The organism is Flavobacterium quisquiliarum (assembly GCF_019308285.1).
GTDB classification, from domain to species: domain Bacteria; phylum Bacteroidota; class Bacteroidia; order Flavobacteriales; family Flavobacteriaceae; genus Flavobacterium; species Flavobacterium quisquiliarum.
Genome location: NZ_WWEM01000010.1, coordinates 114,141 through 137,651, shown reverse-complemented (window position 1 = coordinate 137,651; position 23,511 = coordinate 114,141). Strand labels below are relative to the sequence as shown.

Annotated in this window: 23 protein-coding genes; 14 read left to right on the top strand and 9 right to left on the bottom strand. The window is 31.9% G+C overall.

The genetic code is table 11. From position 1 onward, the window contains the following. Nucleotides 1-788: 788 nt before the first annotated feature. On the bottom strand, nt 789-1,472 hold the full coding sequence (locus tag GSY47_RS03085) for a DUF4294 domain-containing protein (RefSeq protein ID WP_179006286.1): 684 nt from the start codon (nt 1,470-1,472) through the stop codon (nt 789-791). Between the two features lie 81 nt (nt 1,473-1,553). On the opposite strand from GSY47_RS03085, the gene GSY47_RS03080 reads away from it, so the two are divergent. The 6 genes from GSY47_RS03080 (at nt 1,554) to GSY47_RS03055 (ending at nt 10,279) form a co-directional block, all read left to right on the top strand. Further along, entirely contained in the window at nt 1,554-2,642 is a 1,089-nt protein-coding gene (locus GSY47_RS03080) for a M42 family metallopeptidase (RefSeq protein ID WP_179006284.1), read from the top strand. A gap of 67 nt (nt 2,643-2,709) precedes the next feature. Next, a complete protein-coding gene (locus GSY47_RS03075) occupies nt 2,710-3,390 on the top strand; it encodes a response regulator transcription factor (protein WP_179006281.1) in 681 nt (226 codons plus the stop codon). Beyond that, entirely contained in the window at nt 3,387-4,748 is a 1,362-nt protein-coding gene (locus GSY47_RS03070) for a HAMP domain-containing sensor histidine kinase (RefSeq protein WP_179006280.1), read from the top strand. Before GSY47_RS03075 ends, GSY47_RS03070 begins: the two co-directional genes overlap by 4 nt. Before the next feature lie 83 nt (nt 4,749-4,831). Next, nucleotides 4,832-6,079: a TolC family protein gene (locus tag GSY47_RS03065; RefSeq protein WP_179006278.1), complete on the top strand. Its 1,248-nt coding sequence runs from the start codon at nt 4,832-4,834 to the stop codon at nt 6,077-6,079. 12 nt (nt 6,080-6,091) lie between these two features. Next, the gene (locus GSY47_RS03060; protein ID WP_179006276.1) at nt 6,092-7,177 is read left to right on the top strand and encodes an efflux RND transporter periplasmic adaptor subunit; all 1,086 of its coding nucleotides are present in this window, start codon (nt 6,092-6,094) and stop codon (nt 7,175-7,177) included. A 3-nt stretch (nt 7,178-7,180) separates the two neighbouring features. After that, entirely contained in the window at nt 7,181-10,279 is a 3,099-nt protein-coding gene (locus tag GSY47_RS03055; RefSeq protein ID WP_219071097.1) for an efflux RND transporter permease subunit, read from the top strand. Nucleotides 10,280-10,440: 161 nt separating this feature from the next. Here the strand turns inward: GSY47_RS03055 and GSY47_RS03050 are convergent, their stop codons facing one another. After that, nucleotides 10,441-10,824: an ankyrin repeat domain-containing protein gene (locus GSY47_RS03050; RefSeq protein ID WP_179006272.1), complete on the bottom strand. Its 384-nt coding sequence runs from the start codon at nt 10,822-10,824 to the stop codon at nt 10,441-10,443. Between the two features lie 356 nt (nt 10,825-11,180). On the opposite strand from GSY47_RS03050, the gene GSY47_RS26120 reads away from it, so the two are divergent. Both GSY47_RS26120 and GSY47_RS26115 read left to right on the top strand, forming a co-directional pair. Then, nucleotides 11,181-11,348 (top strand): hypothetical protein, encoded by a 168-nt coding sequence (locus GSY47_RS26120; RefSeq protein WP_246611247.1) that lies wholly within the window; start codon nt 11,181-11,183, stop codon nt 11,346-11,348. Nucleotides 11,349-11,379: 31 nt separating this feature from the next. Continuing rightward, nucleotides 11,380-11,718, top strand: coding sequence for an SRPBCC family protein (locus GSY47_RS26115; RefSeq protein ID WP_246611246.1), 339 nt, complete (start codon nt 11,380-11,382; stop codon nt 11,716-11,718). Nucleotides 11,719-11,792: 74 nt separating this feature from the next. On the opposite strand, the gene GSY47_RS03040 is transcribed toward GSY47_RS26115, so the two are convergent. The 7 genes from GSY47_RS03040 to GSY47_RS03010 form a co-directional block, all read right to left on the bottom strand. Next, nucleotides 11,793-12,173 (bottom strand): ankyrin repeat domain-containing protein, encoded by a 381-nt coding sequence (locus GSY47_RS03040; protein WP_179006270.1) that lies wholly within the window; start codon nt 12,171-12,173, stop codon nt 11,793-11,795. A gap of 177 nt (nt 12,174-12,350) precedes the next feature. Further along, nucleotides 12,351-13,487, bottom strand: a complete 1,137-nt coding sequence (locus GSY47_RS03035; protein WP_179006268.1) for a glycoside hydrolase family 26 protein — start codon at nt 13,485-13,487, stop codon at nt 12,351-12,353. A 33-nt stretch (nt 13,488-13,520) separates the two neighbouring features. Next, entirely contained in the window at nt 13,521-14,474 is a 954-nt protein-coding gene (locus GSY47_RS03030) for a phosphoribosylaminoimidazolesuccinocarboxamide synthase (protein WP_179006266.1), read from the bottom strand. A gap of 132 nt (nt 14,475-14,606) precedes the next feature. Continuing rightward, nucleotides 14,607-15,437: a Cof-type HAD-IIB family hydrolase gene (locus tag GSY47_RS03025; protein WP_179006264.1), complete on the bottom strand. Its 831-nt coding sequence runs from the start codon at nt 15,435-15,437 to the stop codon at nt 14,607-14,609. A 137-nt stretch (nt 15,438-15,574) separates the two neighbouring features. Further along, complete coding sequence (locus GSY47_RS03020; RefSeq protein WP_179006262.1) at nt 15,575-15,937, bottom strand: DUF1801 domain-containing protein; 363 nt, start codon at nt 15,935-15,937, stop codon at nt 15,575-15,577. Further along, nucleotides 15,934-16,323, bottom strand: a complete 390-nt coding sequence (locus GSY47_RS03015; protein ID WP_179006260.1) for a c-type cytochrome — start codon at nt 16,321-16,323, stop codon at nt 15,934-15,936. The genes GSY47_RS03020 and GSY47_RS03015 overlap by 4 nt, the downstream gene beginning before the upstream one ends. Nucleotides 16,324-16,452: 129 nt before the next feature. Further along, entirely contained in the window at nt 16,453-17,403 is a 951-nt protein-coding gene (locus tag GSY47_RS03010; protein ID WP_144212431.1) for a PhoH family protein, read from the bottom strand. A gap of 246 nt (nt 17,404-17,649) precedes the next feature. Here GSY47_RS03010 and GSY47_RS03005 point away from each other — a divergent pair, with 246 nt between their 5' ends. The 6 genes from GSY47_RS03005 (at nt 17,650) to dnaN (ending at nt 23,189) form a co-directional block, all read left to right on the top strand. Then, complete coding sequence (locus GSY47_RS03005) at nt 17,650-18,477, top strand: SAM hydrolase/SAM-dependent halogenase family protein (RefSeq protein ID WP_179006258.1); 828 nt, start codon at nt 17,650-17,652, stop codon at nt 18,475-18,477. 187 nt (nt 18,478-18,664) lie between these two features. Beyond that, a complete protein-coding gene (locus GSY47_RS03000) occupies nt 18,665-18,961 on the top strand; it encodes a putative quinol monooxygenase (protein ID WP_179006255.1) in 297 nt (98 codons plus the stop codon). A 152-nt stretch (nt 18,962-19,113) separates the two neighbouring features. Then, a complete protein-coding gene (locus GSY47_RS02995) occupies nt 19,114-19,488 on the top strand; it encodes an NTF2 fold immunity protein (protein ID WP_179006254.1) in 375 nt (124 codons plus the stop codon). 64 nt (nt 19,489-19,552) lie between these two features. Continuing rightward, the gene (gene gldF / locus GSY47_RS02990; RefSeq protein WP_179006252.1) at nt 19,553-20,278 is read left to right on the top strand and encodes a gliding motility-associated ABC transporter permease subunit GldF; all 726 of its coding nucleotides are present in this window, start codon (nt 19,553-19,555) and stop codon (nt 20,276-20,278) included. Then, on the top strand, nt 20,278-21,963 hold the full coding sequence (gene gldG / locus GSY47_RS02985) for a gliding motility-associated ABC transporter substrate-binding protein GldG (RefSeq protein WP_219071096.1): 1,686 nt from the start codon (nt 20,278-20,280) through the stop codon (nt 21,961-21,963). Before gldF ends, gldG begins: the two co-directional genes overlap by 1 nt. 107 nt (nt 21,964-22,070) lie before the next feature. Next, nucleotides 22,071-23,189 (top strand): DNA polymerase III subunit beta, encoded by a 1,119-nt coding sequence (gene dnaN, locus GSY47_RS02980; protein ID WP_091498742.1) that lies wholly within the window; start codon nt 22,071-22,073, stop codon nt 23,187-23,189. Nucleotides 23,190-23,511 lie beyond the last annotated feature (322 nt).

Genomic DNA, 23,511 nt, shown 5'->3' with positions numbered 1-23,511 from the left:
TGCAAGAAAAATTTAAAAAATTTTGAAACTTTTTTTTCGTTTCAGTTTTTCCAATTCTTCTCCCAATCTCTCAATGAACTTCCCGTATTTGCGGGGTGCAAATGTAAAAAGCATTTTCAAATCTCACAAGCTTTTCCGAATCTTTTTTTTGAAAATTTCTTTTCTATTGATCCTTATTTCCTGTCAGTATTTCTGTGAACGTTTTCGCTGTTGCGGGTGCAAAAGTAGCACCTTTATTCAGTTATACAAGCTTTTTATCCGCCTTTTTTTGTTCTTTTTTCAATCTTTTTCTTAACTAACTGATAACAGATTCTTTACAGATCCAGAATTTTTTAATTCTTGTACGGGTTTTCCTTATTTGGCTGTTATCTCTCTTGTTTTGCCGCGAAGACGCCAAGTCACAAAGCCCTGTTTTCCGCCCTTTTTGATCTCGAAAACACGCAGAGGCGCTGGGTTTTTAATTCGCTTTCTTGTAAAAATGTCTTTTTCTTCCGAAATTTTCTTCTGAAAACTGGTGTCCCAGCCCCGATAGCAGTGGAAATCCTTTTGCTTTTTCCTTTAAAAAGCAAAAGATTGCAACGGATAGCGGGAAATTGCTCCTAATAAACAACATTATTCAAATTTTAATTCCAAAATTACTCCTGCAAAGTAGATTCGAATTTGCTCAGACGGGAATATCAGCTTTTACTCTTATATATTATAGTATACTTATCTACTTAATATATATGTATAAAAAACAAACCCGACAGTTTTTGGAAACTGTCGGGTTGTATCTATTACACTGGAAACTATTTTTTATTTAATTCTTTTGCTCTTTCCTGCCATTTACTGGATAAGTCGTCATAATCTACGGGATTCGCTGGTTTCTGATTTGCTAATCGCCCTGACTCAAACGCTCGGACTAAAATAGTTTCTATTAAATAGTCTTCGTTTACATCATAAGGTTTATATTCTGTTTTTAAACTTATGTCGAATAAATTTGCCGTGGTATTAGAAACAAAAGCTTTGAATCCACTTTTTAATGTTTTAATTAATTCATAAGTGGTAATGCCAGTTTGACGGTGAATCAATTTTACCAGAATCTGACCTTGTTTTCTGGAAAGCTTTTTTAGTCTTTCTTCAAATTCGTTATTTAAATAGTCTTCTACAATTTTGAAATACTTTTTCTTTTCGCGATTTGTTTTTAAACGTGCCATTCCATTATTCAGCGCTGTTAATCTATCAGAAGCTAATCTTGCATAAGGATAAACTTTATATACCCTGTTTTGAAGAATTTGAAATTGCTTCATTTCTTCGGGATTCATCTTTTCGCCTTTTGAAATAATTATCTCCGGCAATTGGATGGTGTCATTTAAAATAGAGTCTTGTTCTGTTAATATGTAGCCCATTTGCTGATTCTCCTTTGGAGTAACTTGAGCCTGACATGAAAAGGAAACTAATAGTATAAATAAAATAAAGGTGGTTAATCTCATTGAATCATAATTTAAATGTAAAATTATATATTTATACACAACTCTGATACCAAATTTCTATTTTAGCAAAAAAATATTTTTATGAGCACAAAATCTATCTTAAAAGATACTTCTATAGCATTCCTGGAAAGCTACCTTAATAATGCCTCTCCTACTGGCTACGAAAGCGAAGGGCAAAAACTTTGGATGAATTATTTGAAACCTTATGTTGATACTTTTATAACTGATACTTACGGAACTGCTGTAGGTGTAATCAATCCTGATGCTCCTTATAAAGTTGTTATTGAAGGACATGCTGATGAAATTTCATGGTATGTAAACTATATCACTGAAGATGGTCTTATATATGTAATTAGAAATGGTGGTTCAGATCATCAGATTGCTCCTTCTAAAAGAGTCAATATTCACACAAAAAATGGTATTGTTAAAGGTGTTTTTGGATGGCCTGCTATTCATACTCGTTTACGTGATAAAGAAGAAATTCCTAAACTAAGTAACATTTTTATCGATTTAGGATGCGAAAATAAAGAACAAGTTGAAGCTTTAGGTGTTCATGTTGGCTGTGTAATTACTTACCCAGACGAATTTATGATTTTAAACGAAAATAAATTTGTTTGTCGTGCTATTGACAACAGAATGGGAGGATTTATGATTGCTGAAGTTGCTCGTTTATTGCATGAAAACAAAAAAGAACTTCCTTTTGGCTTATACATTGTAAATTCTGTTCAGGAAGAAATTGGTCTTCGTGGGGCTGAAATGATTGCACACAGAATAAAACCAAATGTCGCTATTGTAACAGATGTTTGTCACGATACTACTACTCCAATGATAGACAAAAAAGTAGAAGGCGATCTTAAAATGGGCAAAGGACCTGTTATAGGATATTCTCCAGCAATTCAGAATAAATTACGTGATTTAATTGTAGATACAGCTGCTGAAAATAATATTCCGTTTCAAAGACATGCAACTTCACGTGCTACCGGAACAGATACAGATGCATTTGCTTACAGCAATGGCGGCGTTCCGTCTGCTTTGATTTCGCTTCCTTTGCGATACATGCACACTACAGTTGAAATGGTTCATAGAGATGATGTGGAAAACGTTATCAATTTAATTTATGAATCTTTGCTAAAGATTGAAAACAATGAGACTTTCTCTTATTTCAAATAAATCCTATCTTTAATGTAAATCTGACTGAATAGAATTTTTAGTCAGATTTACTAAATTATACATCAAAATGAAAATATTACTGCTCGAAGACGATTTTACTTTATCTAAAGAAATATCAACATTCTTTGCATCAAAGGGTTTCGAGTGTACTCCATATTATGATGGTTCTTTATTACTTAAAAAATACTTTCCTTACGAATATGATTTAATTGTTCTTGATATTAATGTTCCGGGAAAAAACGGAATTGAAGTATGCAAAGGGATTCGGGAAACAGATAAAAAAACACCTATAATTATGCTGACTGCTTTCAGCGAAATTGAAGACAAGTTATCTTCTTTTGATAGCGGTGCAGATGATTACTTGGTAAAACCTTTTCATTTTGATGAACTTTATGCCAGAGTACAATCTTTGTTAAGAAGAAAAGAGGTGCCTCAAGTTGTCGAAAATAAGATTATTATAAATGATCTTGAAATTCTTGAGGATGAAATGCAGGTTTTTAGATCTGGAGAAGAAATCAAGCTTACACCTAAAGAATTCAAACTAATCCTTATTCTGGCTCACGCAAAAGGAAAAGTTTTGTCTAAACAATTTATTGCCGAAAAACTTTGGGATTACCACATCGAAACCAATCAAAATACTATTGAAGTTTATATTAATTTTCTAAGAAAGAAAATTGACAAAGACCATGACACCAAATTGATCCGCACTAAAGTTGGGTACGGCTACTATTTAAGCGATCAGGAATGACATTAAAAAATCGAATATCACTATTAGTAAGTTTACTGTTTACCATCCTTTTTGGATTGGCATCTACAGTGATATTCATTTTGTATTCTAATTATAGAAAAGAAGAATTCCGTGATCGATTAGAAATCAAAGCATTATCTAATATAAAATTATTAGTTAATGTTAAACAGGTAGACAATCAGCTTTTAAAAATTATCGATCAAAACTCTATTAATAAATTGTATGATGAAAAAACACTGGTTTTTGATTCTAATTTTAAATTGATTTACAGTAGTATTGACGATGCTAAAATTAACTGGTCTGTTGACGACTTAAAGTATTTAAAGAAAAATAAAACCTTTTTCAAGCAACAGGGAGATTACGAAGTTTACGGCGTTTTTTATGATACAAATGATAAAGATTTCTATGCCTTAATTTCTGCGACTGACGATTATGGCAAAAAGAAATTACTTTTTTTAAGATACACCTTAGTTATATCTTATATTTTCTTTACCTGCCTATGCTGGGTCATTACTTCTTTTACTGTAAAAAAGGTAATGAATCCTTTAAATGCTTTCCATCAAAAAATAAAAAACATCAACGAAAATAATCTTGATACTCGAATTGAATCTAAAAGCACTAAAAATGAAGTTGATTTAATTGCTGACGAATTCAACTTTATGATGGATAGAATCGAGATTTCTTATCAAAAACAAAAGGAGTTTACTGCTCATGCTTCGCACGAATTAAGAACACCGCTTTCCAGGATGACTTCTCAGATTGAAAATGCAGTTGCCGATCCAGATGCTAAACCTAGGAACAAATCTTTTTTAAATGCTATATTAACTGACGTCAATCATTTAAGTGAACTAATCAATTCCTTATTAATACTATCTAAAATTGATAATCGAGAAACTGAAAATCATGAAGTCCACCGAATGGATGAAATTTTATTTTCTTCTATTGAAAAAATAAATAAAACTTTTCCAGAATTTCTGATTCTGTTTGAAATTGAAGAAAGCGAAGATCTTGATACAGCACTGGAAATTAGAGGTAATAAAAATCTTTTAGAAATAGCTTTGAGCAATGTTCTTAAAAATGCCTGTGTGTATTCAGACAATAAACAAGCTAAAGTTAAAATAAGCACAGATCGTTATCATCTTATAATATCCGTTTCAAATACCGGAGATACATTAAGCGAAGAAGAACAAAAAAATCTTTTTCAGCCTTTTATGCGTGGCAAAAATTCTAAAGGAACTTCGGGTTTTGGGCTCGGATTGCGAATTGTACAAAGAATACTAACACTACATAAAGCAAACATAACTTACTCATTAACAAATATTAATACGAATTTATTTCAGTTATTTTTTAATTTATAAACAATTTTAAGCTATTTTTAAGGTAGATTTTAAGGTCTCTTAAAGTCTAGTGATAGCATATTTGTATAATTAAAAATGATACAATGAAAAAGTTATTCGCATTGCTGTTATTTGCACTTCTCCATCAAGCTGCAATAGCTCAAAAATCGGTCACACTTCAAGACTGTGAAGGTCAATTCTTAAAAAAGAATCTTTTTTTACTGGCATCTCAATATAATATTGATGCATCGAAAGCCTTAACGATTCAAGCCCGTATTTGGGACAATCCTACACTTTCGGCTGAATTAAATGCGTATAACCCCGAACGAGATCAATTCTTTGATATTGGCAAAAATGGGCAGAAAGCTTTTGCTGTTGAGCAACTTATTTATTTGGGCGGTAAAAAACGTAATGAAGTAAAATTGGCACAAACCAATGAAAAACTGGCAGAACTTCAGTTTAACGATTTATTGCGTACCTTAAAATTACAGCTCCGAAAAAGTTTTTTCACAGTATATTACAATACTAAAAATCTTGAAAATACTGATAAACAATTAGCTCATATAGAAAATTTAATCAACTCTTATTCTATACAAGCTCAAAAAGGAAATATTCCTTTAAAAGATGTTGTTCGTTTGCAATCATTATATCTCAATTTCAAAAACGAACGATTAGAAGTGATCAATAACAACATAGAAGAACAAGCAAATTTAAAATTGCTTTTGAACGAAACAGAAAATGTAGTTCCCGTTGTAAGCAAAGATGATTCTGATAAGTATTTAAAAGTTATTGACTTTGACCTCAAAAATTTTGAAGAACAGGCTATAGCAAATCGTCCTGATTACTTAGCTAAGCAAAAAGAAATTGATGCCAACGAACTAAATGTGAAATTGCAAAAATCACTTTCAATTCCAGATGTCACACTTGGCGCAAATTACGATCAACGAAGTGGAGCATTTAATAAAGAAGCCAATTTATTGATAGGAATTCCACTGCCTCTTTGGAATCAGAATAAAGGAAATATAAAATATGCGAAAACAGTTTTGGAACAATCTAAAATTGAAAAACAAAATTTTGAGTTACAGCTAAAAACAGAAATTACTTCGGCATGGACCAAATGGGATGAATCACGTCAAAATTATGCTGTTATCAAGCCAACCGTAAACGCTGATTTTGAAGCTGTTTATAACGGAATGCTTACCAACTTTCAGAAACGAAATGTAAGTCTTTTAGAATTTACTGACTTTATGGAAAGCTATAACCAGGCAATAATTCAGTTAAATGAATTAAAGAAAAAAGTAGTGATAGCAGGTGAAGAATTAAACAGTACCATCAACAAAGATTTATTTTAAAAAACTAAACAAATGAAACATATATTATTCACAGGAATCGCAATTGTAAGTTTATCTATGGCAAGCTGCAAAAAAGAAGTTGAAAATCCAGATACCAATACCTCTTTTGTTTTAAGCGATGCCATGCTTAAAACTACAACTACAGCTGATGCTCAAACACAACCTTTAAAAAATGAACTAAGTTTCTACGGAAAAATTACAGCTGACAATAATAAAATGATTGATGTTTATCCATTGGTTGGTGGAAATGTGATGAAAGTAAATGTTGAACTTGGTGACTACGTTAAAAAAGGACAAGTATTAGCAACAATAAAAAGTACCGATGTTGCTGATTTCGAAAAACAATCTATTGATGCTAAAAGTGACTTATTAGTTGCTAAAAATAATTTGAAAGTAGCTCAAGAATTATTTGATGGCAAACTGAATTCTGAAAGTGATGTTCTTCAGGCAAAATCTGAAGTAAATAAGGCGCAGTCACAATTAAGCAAAATTCAGGAAACGTATAAAATTTATAATATTAAGGCTGGCTCTATTTATGAAGTAACAGCTCCAATTAGCGGGTTTATTATCCAAAAAAGCATTAATCAGGATATGCTTTTGCGTAACGATCGTTCTGAAAATATTTTTGATATAGCAGAAATCAGCGAGGTTTGGGCAATGGCAAACATTAACGAAATTGATATTAATAAAGTAAAATTAGGTACAAGTGCTTCCGTAACTACTCTGAGTTATCCTGATAAAACGTTTCATGGGAAAGTGGATAAGATCTACAACGTAATTGATCCGGAAACTAAAGCAATGCAAGCGAGAATCAAATTAAACAATCCTGATTATATGCTTAAACCAGATATGAATGCTAACATCAAATTGTCTTTCAATGAAAATCAATCTATGATAGCCGTGCCAAGTAAAGCGATTGTATTTGATAAAAGTAAAAACTTTGTTGTGGTATTTAAAGACCGTAATAATATAGAAACAAGACAAGTTGAAGTGTATAGAGTTGTTGGAGATACTACATATGTATCAAGTGGTTTAAAAGAAAACGAAAAAGTAATCACAAACAATCAACTATTTATTTATGGTGCTTTAAATAACTAAGACATGAACAAATTCATAAAAAATATTATTGCTTTTTCTTTAAAGAATAAAGCATTCACCTTCTTTTGGGTTGGATTATTGGCTGTTGCGGGATTTATTTCATTCAAAAATATGCCTATCGATGCTTTTCCCGACGTTACCAATACACAGATTATCATTATTACACAATGGAATGGAAAAAGTGCTGAGGAAGTAGAGCGTTTTGTAACTTCACCTATTGAAATCTCTATGAACTCTGTTCAGAAAAAAACAAGTGTTCGAAGTATTACCATGTTTGGATTATCGGTTATTAAAATCATTTTTGATGATGGTGTAGACGATACTTTTGCCCGTTTTCAGGTGAATAATTTATTGAAAAATGTTTCACTTCCTGATGATGTAGAACCAGACGTTCAGCCACCTTATGGCCCAACGGGTGAAATCTTCAGATATATTGTAAAAAGTGACAGCAGAGATAGTCGTGAATTATTGACTTACCAAAATTGGGTAATTGATAAACAGCTTCGTTCTCTTCCTGGAGTAGCCGATTTAAATGTCTTTGGAGGTCAAACCAAAACGTATGAAGTTGGTGTTGATCCAATTAAATTGGCTAAATATAATATCACACCTTTACAAGTTTACAATGCTGTAAATGCAGGAAACTTAAATGTTGGTGGAGATGTAATAGAAAAAAACGGACAAGCTTTTGTGGTTCGTGGTGTTGGATTATTAAAATCAAAAGAAGACATCGGAAATATTATTGTTGATGATGCAGCGGGAAACCCTATTTTGGTCAAAAATCTAGCGGATGTTTATGAAAGCTCCATGCCTAGAGTGGGACAGACTGGTATTGGAAATAACGATGATGCTGTAGAAGGAATTGTCGTAATGCGAAAAGGTGAAAATCCGCAGGAAACTCTTGCCTTGATAAAAGCAAAAATCAAAGACCTAAATGATAATGTTCTTCCTAAAGACATTAAAATAGAGACTTTTTACGATCGTGATAATTTAATGAATTTCACGACAGAAACCGTAATGCATAATTTATTTGAAGGTATTATTCTGGTTACTGTTGTTGTATTTCTTTTTATGGCCGACTGGCGAACTACTTTTACCGTTTCTATTGTAATTCCGCTTTCACTTTTATTTGCATTCTTATGTTTGAAAATGATGGGAATGAGTGCCAACTTATTGAGTTTAGGTGCAGTCGATTTCGGGATTATTATTGACGGTGCAGTAGTAATGGTCGAAGGATTGTTTGTAGTTCTCGATCATCGGGCGCATCAGTTGGGAATGGAGAAATTTAATAAAATTGCAAAAGGAAGTTTGATCAAGAAAACAGGAACAGAGATGGGTAAAGCAATCTTCTTTTCTAAACTGATCATTATTACAGCCTTACTTCCAATCTTCTCATTCCAGAAAGTAGAAGGAAAAATGTTCTCTCCTTTAGCCTTTACATTAGGTTTCGCATTATTAGGAGCACTTATTTTTACTTTGACTTTAGTTCCTGTTCTTTCTCATATATTATTAAACAAAAATGTAAAAGAAAAACATAACCCGTTTGTGAACTTTTGGGATCGAATTGTTTCTAAAGGTTTTGCTTGGACATTTAAACATAAAGTACAAACCTTAATTGCTTCAATTGGATTATTAGCAGCGGTTTTCTTTTCTGCAGGTTTCTTAGGAACTGAATTTTTACCGCAATTAAATGAAGGTGCTTTATGGGTTACTGCAGAATTACCAATGAGTACTTCATTGCCTGAAAGTGTTAAAACTGCTGCAATGATTAGAAAAGATCTTGAAAGTTTTCCAGAAGTTAAAAATGTTTTATCACAAACAGGTCGAAGCAATGACGGAACGGATCCAAACGGATTTGGATTTATCCAGCTTCAAGTTGATTTAAAACCAAAAGCCGACTGGAAACGTAAAATTTCTATGGATGATCTGATTAATGAAATGGATAATAAACTAAAAGTTCATCAAGGAATTACCTATAATTATTCGCAACCTGTAATTGACAACGTTGCTGAATCTGTTGCTGGATTTAAGGCTTCTAATGCAGTAAAAATTTATGGAGATGATTTAAATAAACTAGACCAGCTTGCTAACGAAGTTTTATCACAAATCAAGGATATTCCTGGTATAAAAGACGCCGGAATTCTACGAAATGTTGGACAGCCAGAAATTAGTGTAATCTTGGATCGCGAAAAAATGGCTGCTTATGGAGTAACATTAAGTGATGCACAGGCTGTTTTAGAATTAGCATTTGGAGGAAAAACAGCAACTGAAAAATATGAAGACGAAAAGAAATTTGATGTTCGAGTTCGTTTTTCAAAAGAATACAGAAAAGATGAAAAAGATCTGGAGGAAATTAAAGTTCCAACCATAAGCGGTATCAAAATTCCTTTAAAAGAAATCTGCGACATAAAAACCATTACAGGACCTGCATTTATTTACAGAGACAATACGAAACGTTTTATCGGAGTTAAATTCTCTGTTCGTGATCGAGATTTAGGAAGTACAATTGCAGAAGCACAGTCGAAAGTCAATAAATTAAAACTTCCGACAGGTTATACAACAGGATGGACCGGAGAATTCGAAAATCAAGTTCGTGCTAGTGCTCGTTTGGCTCAAGTTGTACCAATCAGTTTAATTGGAATTTTTGTACTGTTATTTATTTTGTTTGGAAACTTCAAAGATTCTCTCCTTGTTTTAGCCAATGTTCCTTTTGCTATTATTGGAGGAATTATTGCACTCCACATTACAGGAATGAATTTTGGAATCTCAGCTGGAGTTGGATTTATTGCTCTTTTAGGAATTTGTATTCAGAATGGAGTGATTCTAATATCGGAATTTCATCATAATCTAAAAGCAAAATTTACCCTCGAAGAATCTATTTTTATGGGAGTTAAAGCCAGAACAAGAGCGGTGGTAATGACTGCGTTAATGGCATCTATTGGATTATTGCCTGCTGCAATTTCTACTGGAATTGGTTCTGAATCTCAAAAACCGCTTGCAATTGTAATTATCGGTGGTCTTATGACAGCAACTGTTTTAACCTTATTTGTATTCCCTATTTTATTCTGGGTATTCAACAGAAAAAAACATGTACCAATAGAATAAAGATTTATTTTTTTAGTTTTTTAAATCAAATTGTTGGATTTAAAAGTAGGAAGCATCATTCTTTGTAATGATGCTTTTCTGTTACATATAAGCACAAAAAAAAGACCTTTTGCTCAGAAAGGTCTTTTAATACTAACTCAAAACTTTTTAAACTTTATAGCTTATTTTGCATCTTTCAGGATTGCAATTGCTTCTGTTGCGTTTGATAACTGTGCATATTTCAATGCTGTATATCCTTTTTCATTTTTCTCGTAAGTACGAGCCCCATTTGCGATTAATAATTTCATGATTTCTACTCTGTTATAACGAGCTGCAATCATTAATGGTGTCATATCATCTTCTGATTTTTGATTTACATCTGCACCGTATTCGATAAATTTTCTAACGATTTCAATGTCTCCTTTTCCAACTGCTACAGTTAATGGTGTTTTACCAAAAGCGGCAACTTCAACATTGTTTCTCGTTTCTACATTTCCGTTTGATGCAACTGAAACATTTGCAAATGCCAATAAGGCTACTCCTAAATAAATTACTGATTTTTTCATGATGATTGTTGTTAATTGATTGATAAATGATGATTTTAATTTCTATGTAAAGGTAACTTTTAAATTTGTATTATGCATAACAAAGTACTATGTTTTAACTAATTCTTAACTATTACTTAAAGAATGCATAATTAACAAACCTGAATGTTAACAATTCCATGGTTTCGATATAATAGACGCCGAAAAAACTAAAATGTTACAATAAATAAGAAAAAAAAGTAAAATTTATTTTACATAGTTTTAAGTATCTGTTTTAAAAGCAATTCAGAATTCTTTAACTTTACTGTAAGAATAAAACTATTTAAGCTTTTAAACTTATCTTCAAATCAAAAAACGAACTTAAAAAACCAGTAACTATGCTTATTATCAAAAGAATTCTCATCATTTTAATTCTAATTATTTCGATCGTACTGATTGCAGCCTATTTTATGCCTAAAGAATATGCAGTGGAACGAGAAGTTACAATTAACAAACCTGTTGACAGTGTTTTTGCTTATGTGAAATCACTAAAAAAATCAGAATGAATTTAGTGTTTGGGCAAATGTAGATCCTAAAATGAAAGTCAATTATAAAGGCGTTGATGGCGCTGTCGGTTCCATTTGTTCTTGGGAAAGCAATGTAAAAGAAGTTGGAGTTGGTGAACAGGAAATCACAAAAATAACAGAGAACAGACGTATTGATTTTGCTCTTCGATTCAAAAAACCAATGGAAGACACTGCTGTAGGATTTATGTCAACCGAACCCGTTTCTGACAATCAAACTAAAGTTAAATGGGGAATCAGTGGCGTAATTCCATATCCAACAAATATTATGCTTCCTATGCTAAAGATGGATCAAATGATTGGAAACGATTTACAAAAAGGTCTTGATAATTTAAAAGCTAAAATGGAATAAATTTTAGAAACATAAAAAAAGAGAAGCATCATTTTAAACTAATGATGCTTCTCTTTTTAAATACAAAACCTATTTTATTTTAAATCTTTTAAAATAGTTACTGCTCCCTCTGATTTTGCATATTTTGCATAATCCAAAGCTTTCAAACCATGGTCATTTTCGATATAAGGTTTCGCACCATTTGCCAATAAAACTTTTATGATTTCTACATGATTATAACGAGCTGCCAGCATTAAAGGTGTCATATTTCTTATAATTTTATTGACATCTGCGCCGTACTCGATAATTTTTTTCACCGCTTCAAGATCACCTTTACATACCGCTATGTGTAAATGCGATGATAAATAACCTGAGATTTCAATTTGATTTTTAGTTGCTGGCTTTTGATTAGAAGCCGTTGCAGAATTTGTAAATACGACCAAAGCCGTTCCTAAAATGATTACAGTTTTTTTCATGATTGATTGTTTTTAAAATTGATTGATGATTGTGATGATTTACTATTAGACGAATGTAATAGGCAAAACGTTGCATCAAAACAGAAAAAAAAAGTATAATTTTTAAAAATATTAGAAATCAACAAAAAAATGCTGTCAAAATAACTGAACTGCGCTTTTTGTATAAAGAAAATTGTATTATTCTAATTTGAACTTCCTATCGTAAATGTTTTTTAAATCTTTTTCAAACAATGTAAAAGAATCATTATGAAACTTTACAAAATCTTTTTCACTAAGTTGTTCTGGAAAAGGAGCGTAATAATGTGTTGGACTTGTACTATCATTTCTCCAAACTAAAACATAAGCTAACTGCAGATTTTGGGATTTTAATGTTTTCAACAAAACTTCTGTCCACCATTTTTCATTTGGAATAGATTCCAAACCTGTTTCAGTAAATGCTGCTAATTTTTTCTTCTTAATAGCTAAGTCAGAAAATATTTTAAGTTTTTTTAATCCTGCGGTTAAATCATATTTCTCGTCACGACCAAAATCTCCATAATCATCCATTCCAAGCATATCTACATAATTATCTCCCGGATAACGTTCTAAGTATGCTGCTTCTGAATTAAATTGATTATCAGGAGAAAAAGCATAAATAAAATTATGTACGCCCAAAGTGTCTTTTAAATAAGAAACCGTAAATTGCCATACAGCAATAAAATCTTCACGAGAGGTATGTGATTTTCCCCACCAAAACCAGTCACCATCAAATTCGTGATAAGGTCTGAAAATCATTGGAGCAAGTGTTCCGTTTTTTGCTTTAACAGAATGTGCGAAATCAGCAATTGATTTTAAAATTTCTTTATACTGATCATGATGAGAACCACCTGGTTTAATAAGTGCCATTGAAGCTTTCGAAATTCCATCTTTCCAATAAAAACCACCTTCTGAAGCAGGATTATTAAAATGCCAAGATACAGTAGTCACTCCTCCTCTTTCGTAAGTTTCAATTACATTTTTTCTCAAGGTTTCTTTTGCTTGTTGAATTTGTTCATCGGGACGGCCGGAAAAATCACTGAAGTCTATTCCAACAACTGCTGGATGAGAGCCCGTAACCGATTTTACATCTGAACGATTAGGTTCATTACTCCATCCATGCCCGTATTCCAATGCATGCTGATGTCCAAAAAGAATATGATTTTTTGAAATCGTTTTTAAATTTCGATAAAGATTCTTGGTTTCTTTTGTTGCCTTTTTATCAATTTGCGCAAAAAGAAAATGCCCTGCTGTAAGACATACAATTAGCAGGGCATTTTTATTCGTTATTATTTTCATGGTTTAAACAGTTAGTTTTAAACCCGAAAATTACTATTTAGAAGATAAGTAATCTAATACGTTTTTTTCAATACGTTGATCAATATTGTCAATATCGGCTTTCACAAATTTTTCTCCTAAAATATTCTCGTATAATTCGATATATCTTTCAGAAACAGAGTCAATATATTCGTCTGTCATATTAGGAATCTGTTGTCCCTCTTGACCTTGAAAGCCATTTTCAATCAACCAACGACGAACAAATTCTTTAGATAATTGTTTTTGTTCCTCTCCTTTTTCTTGTCTTTCTGCATAACCTTCAGCATAAAAATAACGAGAAGAATCTGGAGTATGAATTTCATCAATTAAAACAATAACGCCATCTTTAGTTTTTCCAAATTCATATTTAGTATCCACTAAAATCAAACCTCTTTGAGCTGCGATTTCAGTTCCTCTTTGAAATAAAGCGCGTGTATATTTTTCTAAAACTAAATAATCTTCTTCAGAAACAATTCCTTTAGCTAAAATGTCTTCACGGGAAATATCTTCATCATGAGAACCGTTATCGGCCTTTGTAGTTGGCGTAATAATTGGTTCTGGAAATTTATCATTTTCTTTTAAACCTTCGGCCATTGCAACACCACAGATTTGCTTTCTTCCAGCAGCATATTCACGAGCAGCATGTCCTGACAAATAACCGCGAATTACCATTTCTACTTTAAAAGGTTCGCATAAATGTCCAACAGCAACGTTTGGATCTGGAGTAGCAATCAGCCAGTTTGGAACAATATCTTGTGTTAATTCCATAAATTTAGTAGCAATCTGATTTAAGATTTGTCCTTTGTATGGAATTCCTTTTGGCAAAACTACATCAAAAGCCGAAAGTCTATCGGTTGCTACCATTACCAAAAGTTCGTCGTTAATATTATAAACTTCTCTAACTTTTCCTCGGTAAACTGATTTTTGATTCGGGAAATTAAAATTTGTAGTTGTGATTGTATTACTCATTTGTTGTGTTGTTTTTTATGAATGCAAATTTAAAATTATTTCAGAGAGTTACACCATGAAATTTTAAGATTAAGAAATAAAAAAATCCCTAAACAGAATATTTAGGGATTTTTATTTAAATACAATTAAAAATTAACTTGAAGCTAATTCTTTATCTAAAATTTTTGAAGCAATATATTTTGCCACACCATCTTCAGCATTTGTTTTAATCACTTCTAATTCCGGTAAAGTTTCTTTTAAAATTGATGGAGCATTCCCCATAATTAAACCTTTTCCAGCGGCTGATAACATTTGTACATCATTAAAACCGTCCCCAAAAGCAACAGCTTGTTCTAGTGTATAACCCTCTTTTTCTAATACTTGTTCAATCGCAACGGCTTTGTCGATAGATTTATCCATAAATTCCAAACAAGTTGGTAAGCTAAAAGCGTGATGTAAATGTTCAGAAGAATTAGCCAAAATGGCATCTTTAAGTTTTACTAATTTTTCGTGGTCATCACATGAAAAGAAAATTTTAATCGCTCCAAAATCTTCTAAGTTTTTGTAATCAACTAATTCCGGACGATATTTTAATTCTGCCTGAAAAGAATTTAGTCTTTCATTCCATTTATTGGTTTGCCATACATTTTCTTTAAATAAAACCACAGTAATGGCAGGATCGATTTCAACATTTAAAGCAGCTTTAACAACATCGCTGTCCAAATTGAAAGCAAAAAGTTCTTCTTTAATTGGTGAATGAATTCTCGCTCCGTTTGAACTAACTAAATAAACCGGAACTTCAAGTGTCTCAATAATAGCCATCGCATCAAGATGATGACGTCCCGTAGCTACAACAATCAAATAACCTTGATTATGAAGTTCCTGAAAAATTGATTTAGTATAATCTGAAATTCTGTGTTGTGGGTTGAGTAAAGTTCCGTCAAGATCACTTACTACAACTTTTATATTTTTAAGTTTTGTCATATTAATTATCAAATTCGATGATATGCAAATTTAAGGTTTTAAGCTGGGCTAGACAAAGTTTAGAGGCCTTGAAAGCTGAAATTGAGGGAAGTTTATTATTTATTTAACTATTTCGTTAAATATTGCTTTATACGTAATTAAACCTTAACAATTCCTGTTTTGTATAAATTTATAGCTTTCTGAATTATTAATTCTATTTGTTCCAAAGGCAAATCTTCCTTAACATCAAACAACATAATCTTCATTCTGGAACGATTTGCCTGAATGAGAAAAGCTTCCTCAAAATGTTTCCCTTCCACAATTCCAATATATGGTTGTCTGAGTTTTTTATGGATCCATAAATAGCAGAACATCTTTCGTTTGTAACAGAAAAACGGCATTCCGTATTTCAAAGTATTTGTAATATCATGATCTTGTTTTAGAATGATTTCTTTTAATGCAAGAAAAATTCCTTTTACAGGTTCTTTTTGGTTTAAGTAGAAATCATCTAGTTGTTTCATTTTTTCAAATAATATAATATAGCTTTAACTTCTCTATCATTAAAAACAAAATTATGACTATAAGCATTCTGATTTGACCAATCTTTGAGTGCCAGAGCCTCTTTGTTTCCGTTTTTTAGTAAACTATCTTGTTTTGTAATAAAATCAATAAAGAATCTTTCACTTCTTTTTTGATTTCTAACAGAATTCTCTAAAAAATTATCTTTAACATCTTTGCCAGCATGACAGTTTACACAATTTTTTTCATAATATTTTTTTCCAATGTTTTCCAACAAAATTTCACTCCTTTGCAAAGCAAGATCTTCATAAAATTTATTCTTTTCTATTTCTTTCTTTTTACAGGAAATAAAACTCATCAATAGGAGAAAACTAAAAATTCTAATCATTGCAAATTTTTATAGTTGCTAAAAAAATATTCGTTTTGCAATTTTCAAAAGAAAACATACAAAACGAATATTAATAAATGTTAAAACACAATTCACGATTTACATTTAACATTTCACTAAAAATTGAACTTAATCGTGATTCTCAATTTGTTTATAAGCGTCAATTACTTTTTTCACTAATCTGTGGCGAACGATATCTTTATCATCTAGATAAATAATTCCGATACCTTCAATATCTTTCAAAACCAAAATGGCTTCTTTAAGACCAGAAATAGTTCTTCTTGGTAAATCGACCTGTCCAGGATCACCCGTAATCATAAATTTAGCGTTTTTTCCCATACGGGTCAAAAACATTTTCATTTGTGAATGGGTGGTATTTTGTGCTTCATCAAGGATTACAAAGGCATTGTCAAGTGTTCGTCCACGCATAAACGCCAGAGGAGCAATCTGAATAATTCCTTTTAAGATGTAATCTTCGAGTTTTTCGTTTGGAAGCATGTCACGCAACGCATCGTAAAGTGGTTGCATGTAAGGATCCAGCTTTTCTTTCATGTCTCCTGGAAGAAATCCGAGATTTTCCCCGGCTTCAACAGCAGGACGAGTCAAGATGATCCTTTTTACTTCTTTATCTTTTAACATTTTAACCGCCATAGCGACACCGGTATATGTTTTTCCGGTTCCAGCAGGACCAATTGCAAAGACCATATCATTTTTCTTAATGGTATCAACCAGCAGTTGCTGATTTGGCGTCATCGCTTTGATAATCTTACCGCCAACACCATGAACTAAGATTTTGTCATGATCATAAGCTCTTTTCTCTTCTTGGCCATCACTCATAATAACACGTTCAATTACATTGTCATCGATATTATTATAACGAGTGAAATGAAGCATTAATCTTTGAAATCTTTTTTCGAATTCGTCTAAAACTTCTTTTTCGCCAAATGCTTTTAAAGTTGTCCCTCGTGCTACGATTTTAAGCTTTGGGTAATACTTTTTAATGATTTCTAAATGGCTGTCCTGCGCGCCCCAAAATTCTTTTGGAGCAATATCTACTAGCTCGATTATTCTTTCGTTCAAATGAAGTTCTTTTTAAATTAAATAATTCAGTTATTATTTTTAAGAGTTGTCGGGTTCTTTTTTTTATAAGTAATAGTTTCCAGTTTTAACCAAACGGAAAACTTATACTTGTATTACAGCAACTTAATTTTTAAAACACAATTTGTCTTTTCTTTCTTTCAATTTGTGTTTACTATTATTAGCTTTGCATTTCTCAAATTTAATGAAAATTAGATTTAAATACTATCAATAGTTATAAACAAAAATATGTCAATAATTACCCTAACTACAGACTACGGCTTAAAAGATCACTTTGTGGGGTCGCTGAAGGGTAAAATACTTTCTGAAAATCCAGAGGTTCAAATCATTGACATTTCTCATGACATTGATCCCTTTAATACTGCTGAGGCAAGTTATATTATCGGAGCCTCTTATTTAAGCTTTCCAAAAGGAACCGTTCACCTTATTGGTGTTGATATTGAACGCAATAAAGAGAACCAGCACATCGCGATGCAATGGAACGATCATTACTTTATTTGTGCTGACAACGGTATTTTAAGTATGCTTACACAGAAAATTGTTCCTCAAAAGATTGTAGCTATCAATATTCACGATCGTTTTCCAATCGAGTCTACAGATTTGGATATTTTTATTCAGGTTGCTTCCCATTTATCCAAAGGCGGATTATTGAATGTAATCGGAAAAGAAATTACTGCAATAAAAGAAGCTACCGAACTACAACCTGTTGTAGCAGATGACGGAAATTCTGTAAAAGGCAATATCATTTACATTGATCATTTTGGAAATGTTGTCACTAATATTTCTAAAAAACAATTCTTAGAAATTTCACGCGGTCGTCCGTATGAAATTGTCATGAAACCGAAAAGTATCAAAACAATTCTACCCAATTATTCGGCTATTGCAACTTCTGATAAGTATCCAATTAAAACCTATGAAGGAGAAAAACTGGCTATTTTTAATGAAGCCGGATTTCTTGAAATCGCTATTTTTAGAAGTAATCCTTCTAAAGTAGGTTCTGCAAATAGTTTGTTAGGATTGAATTATCGTGATGTTATTACGATTAAGTTTTCTTAGAAAAATTTTAGATTTTAGATGTCAGATTTTAGATTTGAAAACTTTAAAATTTGGTATTTGGAATTTCTTTATTGGAATTTTACTTTTTTACAAAAACAACAATCAAATTTGGTATTTTTGCCCACCTGTTAGACTTTAGGCAATTAAAAAAATCTAAAATCAACAGTCTAAAATCTAAAATAACAATATGTTTGTCCGAATAGTAAAAATGAGTTTTCACGAAGAAAAAATTCCCGATTTTTTGGAGAATTTTGAATCTGTGAAAGATAAAATACGAAATGCAGAAGGAAATCGTTTTTTAGAATTGTATCAGGATAAAAATGACAAATGCATCTTTTTCACTTACAGTTATTGGGAAACCGAAGAAGATTTAGAAAATTACAGAAATTCTGAGCTTTTTAATACTGTTTGGGATTTTACAAAGAAATTATTCAATGCTAAACCAGAAGCTTGGAGTGTGGATAAACTGGTGACCTTAAATTAAACCGATTTAACCGCAAAGAACGCAAGTTTTTTTCGAAGAAGTTTTATAAAAACGCTAAGTTCGCAAAGCTTTGGAAAAAAACTTTGCGAACATTGCGCAAAACTTTGCGTTCTTTGCGGTTAGAAAAAACTTGAAACAAAATAGAATAATTTATGAAGTATTTTTTCTTAACACTTTTATTAGTTACTCTTAGCAGTTGTGCACAAAATAAACGTTTAATTTTAGGAATGGAATATGCAAAAGAAGAATTAAAAATTGCTTTATCTAAAAAAACACAGCATAATGTTATTAATAATAAAGAAATAATTATAAAAGACAGTATTACTGCTACCAAAATCGCAGAACCAATTTTATATGATATTTACGGAAAAGAAAATATAGAAAAACAAAGACCATATGAAATTTATCTCTTAGAAAATTATTGGGTTATATCTGGAACTTTACCTGAAAATTATTTAGGCGGAACGTTTCTAATAATTATTGATGCTAGAAATTCACAAATCATAAAAATCACGCACGGTAAGTAATTATTTAAGTCATTTCAAGAACATGAAACTTGAAACCTGAAACAATAAAAAAACAAAAACACAAATGAAATCAATCATTTTACGAGAAATAAAATCCTTTTTTGGTTCTCCAATCGGCTATTTGGTCATTGCTATTTTCTTAATCAGCAACGGACTTTTTTTATGGGTATTCGAAGGAGATTACAACATACTAAACTCAGGTTATGCCGATTTGACTCCGTTTTTCACTTTGGCACCATGGATTTTAATATTCTTAATTCCAGCCGTAACGATGAGAAGTTTCTCTGACGAAAAAAAACAAGGAACTTTAGAGTTATTACTAACTAAACCTTTGTCAATCTGGGAAATTGTAAACGGTAAATTCTTCGGTTCATTTTTACTGATTATTTTAGCGATTATTCCAACTTTAATTTATGTTAAAGTAATTTCAGATTTAGGTTCACCAGAAGGAAATATCGATATGGGAAGCACAATTGGCTCTTATTTCGGATTATTGTTTTTAATTGCTTCGTACTCTGCAATCGGAATCTTTACTTCTACCCTTTCAGAAAACCAGATTGTAGCTTTTATCCTTGCTGTTTTCTTGTGTTTCTTTCTTTATTTTGGCTTTGAAGGTTTGGCTTCATTATTTTCTGACTCAAACAGTTTGATCTCTATTTTAGGAATGCAAAATCACTTTAAAAGTATGAGCCGTGGTGTTATTGACACACGAGATGTAATTTATTTTTTAAGCATTACTATCGCTTTTCTATCTTTTACTGTTTATCAATTAAAATCTTTTAAAGCGTAATGAAAGCATCTACTAAGCAAAATTTAAAAACATTAGGCATCACTATCTTTATTTTAGTGGTTTTAAATGTACTTGGAACTTTATTTTTTCAGCGTTTTGATTTAACAAAAGACAAACGTTATACATTATCTCCAACGTCACTAGGAATTGTAAAACAAGTTCAGAATCCGTTATCTATCAAGATTTATATGGCTGGCGAACTTCCTCCCGATTTTAGACGTTTACAGCAGGAAACCAAACAATTACTGGAAGAATTTCAGGCTTATAATAAAAATATAGTTTTCGAATTTGTTGATCCTTTAGAAAACGAAGAAGAAAGCGACGAGCTGACAAAATCGCTTTTTCAAAAAGGCTTAACTCCTGTGAACATTACAGTTGACGACAAAGGAAAACAATCACAAGCAATGGTTTTCCCTTGGGCAATTGCAGTTTATAATGGCAAAGAAGTGAATATTCCGTTATTAAAAAATATAATGGGAGCTTCGACTACACAAAAAGTAATTGGTTCTATTCAGCATTTAGAATATTCTATTGCAGATGCTATCAACAAAGTGACTAAAACCAAACAGAAAAAGGTTGCGATCATAAAAGGAAATGGCGAACTAAGAGAAAGACACATTGCGCAAATGCTGAAACAGATTCATGAAAGCTATCTAATTGGCCCTTTCACATTAGACTCAGTTGCTAAAAATCCGAATGCTACTTTAAGTGAATTGAAGAAATACGATTTAGCCATTGTTGCAAAACCAACTGAAAAATTCTCAGACGAAGAAAAAGAAGTTCTGGATCAGTTTATTATGAATGGTGGAAAAACACTTTGGTTAATTGATCAGGTTGCTGCCGATATGGATAGTTTGTACAATGATGCGGGCGCAACTTTAGCTTATCCGAGAGATTTAAATCTAAATGATATGTTCTTCAAATACGGATTTAGAATTAATCCTGATTTGATAAAAGACGAACAAGGAACTCCAATAAAACTGGCAACCGGCGAACAAGGAAGCGCAACACAGTATCAGGATTTTGTTTGGAAATTTGCACCGCAGGTTTTCCCAACAAGTCAGCACCCGATTGTAAAAAATCTAGGCGGAATCAAATTTGATTTTGCCAATCCAATTGATACGCTGAAAAACGGAATCAAAAAAACAGTTTTATTACAGTCTTCTCAATATTCTAAAACTATTGGTACTCCAGCTGAAATTAGCCTGAATATGGTAACAGAGAAAACAACGCCACAGGATTATCTGAATAAAGGAAATCAGAATTTGGCTGTTTTATTAGAAGGAAACTTCCACTCTGCTTTTGAGAATAGAGTTTTACCTTTTAAAGACAATTCATTTACCGCAAAAGGAAAACCAAATAAAATGATTGTTGTTGCCGATGGGGATATTGCGAGAAACCAATTAGACAAAAACAGAATGCCCGTAGAATTAGGTTACGATCAACGAACAGGAAATCTTTATGACAATAAGGACTTTATTATGAATTGTATTAATTACCTGTTGGATGACACTGGACTTATTAACATTAGAAGTAAAGATGTCGAACTGCCTTTATTAGACAAAGAAAAAGTTTATGAAAGCTACAGCATAACCCAATTCATAACTATCGGAGTTCCAATTCTAATTTTATTGGTTTTCGGACTTGTTTTTACCTTTTTGAGAAAAAGAAGATACAGCAAGTAGATGTTAATAAAAAAATGTAATACTTTGGATAGTTTAAGATATATTTGTAATCCGTATATTTAGCCCTTTATTTGCTAAAGCATCCATCAAAAAATAAAATAAAACAGATGAAATTTATAGTATCGAGTTCGTACTTATTAAAACAATTACAAGTTTTAGGTAGTGTAATTAACAGTAACAATACGTTACCAATTTTAGACAACTTTTTATTTGAACTAAACAATAATGAGTTAACAGTTTCGGCTTCGGATCTTGAAACGACTATGTCGGCTACATTATCAATCGATTCTACAAGTAAAGGAAGTGTTGCTGTGCCAGCGAAACTTTTGCTTGAAATTTTAAAAACTTTCCCTGAACAGCCATTAACTTTTACTGTTGAAGATAACAACACAGTAGAAATTAGCTCTAACTCTGGTAAATATGCATTAGCTTACGCAGCTGGAGAAGAATTTCCAAAAGCAGTAAGTCTTGAAGATCCATCTGTAACTTTAGTTCCTGCTGAAGTTTTAGCAACAGCGGTAAGCAAAACTATTTTTGCTGCCGGAAATGATGATTTACGTCCGGTAATGTCTGGGGTTTTCTTCCAGTTTTCACCAGAAGGATTAATCTTCGTAGCTACAGATGCTCATAAATTGGTAAAATATTCACGTACAGACGTAAAAGCTTCTCAGGTTGCTGATTTTATCATGCCTAAAAAACCTTTAAATATTTTAAAAAGTATTTTAGGTTCTTCTGATGCTGAAGTAAAAATTGAATACAACGATTCAAATGCGACTTTCTCATTTGATAATTATATCTTAATGTGTCGTTTAATCGACGGGAAATACCCTAACTACGAAGCGGTAATTCCAAAAGAAAATCCAAACAAATTAATGATTGACCGTTCTTTATTTTTAAGTTCTGTTAAGCGTGTTGCGATTTTCTCTAACAAAACTACACACCAAATTCGTTTGAAAATTGCCGGAGCAGAATTAAACGTTTCTGCAGAAGACATCGATTACTCCAACAAAGCAGAAGAAAGATTGACTTGTGATTATCAAGGAGATGATCTTCAAATTGGTTTTAACTCTCGTTTCTTAACTGAGATGTTGACAAACCTACAATCTGACATGATCATGCTTGAAATGTCATTGCCAAATAGAGCTGGTATTTTAACTCCAGTTGATGGTTTAGAAGAAGGAGAAACTGTTACTATGTTAGTAATGCCTGTAATGTTAAATAGTTAACATTAAAGTTTCTTTCTGTTACAGGGATATTTTTTAGTTTTAAATAAAAGATATATCATTGTAAAAAAAAGATATCGCTATTAACCAACCATTTTTTATACCTAGAAACCGCAATTCCCATAAAGAGTTGCGGTTTTTTATTTGGATTCATTTTTGTTTCGAGTTAATATACTTTGTGCAGATTTTTAACGCAAAGAACGCAAGGTTTTTTTGATTTAGATTGTTTATAGAAAACGCTAAGTTCGCAAAGCTTTATCTACAAAGCTTTGCGAACTTAGCGTTTGTAAACACAAGCCTTAGAAAAAAAACTTAGCGCTCTTTG

Coding starts and splice junctions, on each gene's coding strand:
- GSY47_RS02995 (WP_179006254.1), top strand. CDS start 19,114: ATGAAGTATTTTTTCTTAACACTTTTATTAGTTACTCTTAGCAGTTGT.
- GSY47_RS03065 (WP_179006278.1), top strand. CDS start 4,832: ATGAAAAAGTTATTCGCATTGCTGTTATTTGCACTTCTCCATCAAGCT.
- GSY47_RS03015 (WP_179006260.1), bottom strand. CDS start 16,323: ATGATTAGAATTTTTAGTTTTCTCCTATTGATGAGTTTTATTTCCTGT.
- GSY47_RS03030 (WP_179006266.1), bottom strand. CDS start 14,474: ATGAGTAATACAATCACAACTACAAATTTTAATTTCCCGAATCAAAAA.
- gldF (WP_179006252.1), top strand. CDS start 19,553: ATGAAATCAATCATTTTACGAGAAATAAAATCCTTTTTTGGTTCTCCA.
- GSY47_RS03080 (WP_179006284.1), top strand. CDS start 1,554: ATGAGCACAAAATCTATCTTAAAAGATACTTCTATAGCATTCCTGGAA.
- GSY47_RS03020 (WP_179006262.1), bottom strand. CDS start 15,937: ATGAAACAACTAGATGATTTCTACTTAAACCAAAAAGAACCTGTAAAA.
- GSY47_RS03005 (WP_179006258.1), top strand. CDS start 17,650: ATGTCAATAATTACCCTAACTACAGACTACGGCTTAAAAGATCACTTT.
- GSY47_RS26120 (WP_246611247.1), top strand. CDS start 11,181: ATGCTTATTATCAAAAGAATTCTCATCATTTTAATTCTAATTATTTCG.
- GSY47_RS03070 (WP_179006280.1), top strand. CDS start 3,387: ATGACATTAAAAAATCGAATATCACTATTAGTAAGTTTACTGTTTACC.
- GSY47_RS03085 (WP_179006286.1), bottom strand. CDS start 1,472: ATGAGATTAACCACCTTTATTTTATTTATACTATTAGTTTCCTTTTCA.
- GSY47_RS03055 (WP_219071097.1), top strand. CDS start 7,181: ATGAACAAATTCATAAAAAATATTATTGCTTTTTCTTTAAAGAATAAA.
- GSY47_RS03060 (WP_179006276.1), top strand. CDS start 6,092: ATGAAACATATATTATTCACAGGAATCGCAATTGTAAGTTTATCTATG.
- gldG (WP_219071096.1), top strand. CDS start 20,278: ATGAAAGCATCTACTAAGCAAAATTTAAAAACATTAGGCATCACTATC.
- GSY47_RS03075 (WP_179006281.1), top strand. CDS start 2,710: ATGAAAATATTACTGCTCGAAGACGATTTTACTTTATCTAAAGAAATA.
- GSY47_RS26115 (WP_246611246.1), top strand. CDS start 11,380: ATGAAAGTCAATTATAAAGGCGTTGATGGCGCTGTCGGTTCCATTTGT.
- GSY47_RS03040 (WP_179006270.1), bottom strand. CDS start 12,173: ATGAAAAAAACTGTAATCATTTTAGGAACGGCTTTGGTCGTATTTACA.
- dnaN (WP_091498742.1), top strand. CDS start 22,071: ATGAAATTTATAGTATCGAGTTCGTACTTATTAAAACAATTACAAGTT.
- GSY47_RS03035 (WP_179006268.1), bottom strand. CDS start 13,487: ATGAAAATAATAACGAATAAAAATGCCCTGCTAATTGTATGTCTTACA.
- GSY47_RS03025 (WP_179006264.1), bottom strand. CDS start 15,437: ATGACAAAACTTAAAAATATAAAAGTTGTAGTAAGTGATCTTGACGGA.
- GSY47_RS03050 (WP_179006272.1), bottom strand. CDS start 10,824: ATGAAAAAATCAGTAATTTATTTAGGAGTAGCCTTATTGGCATTTGCA.
- GSY47_RS03000 (WP_179006255.1), top strand. CDS start 18,665: ATGTTTGTCCGAATAGTAAAAATGAGTTTTCACGAAGAAAAAATTCCC.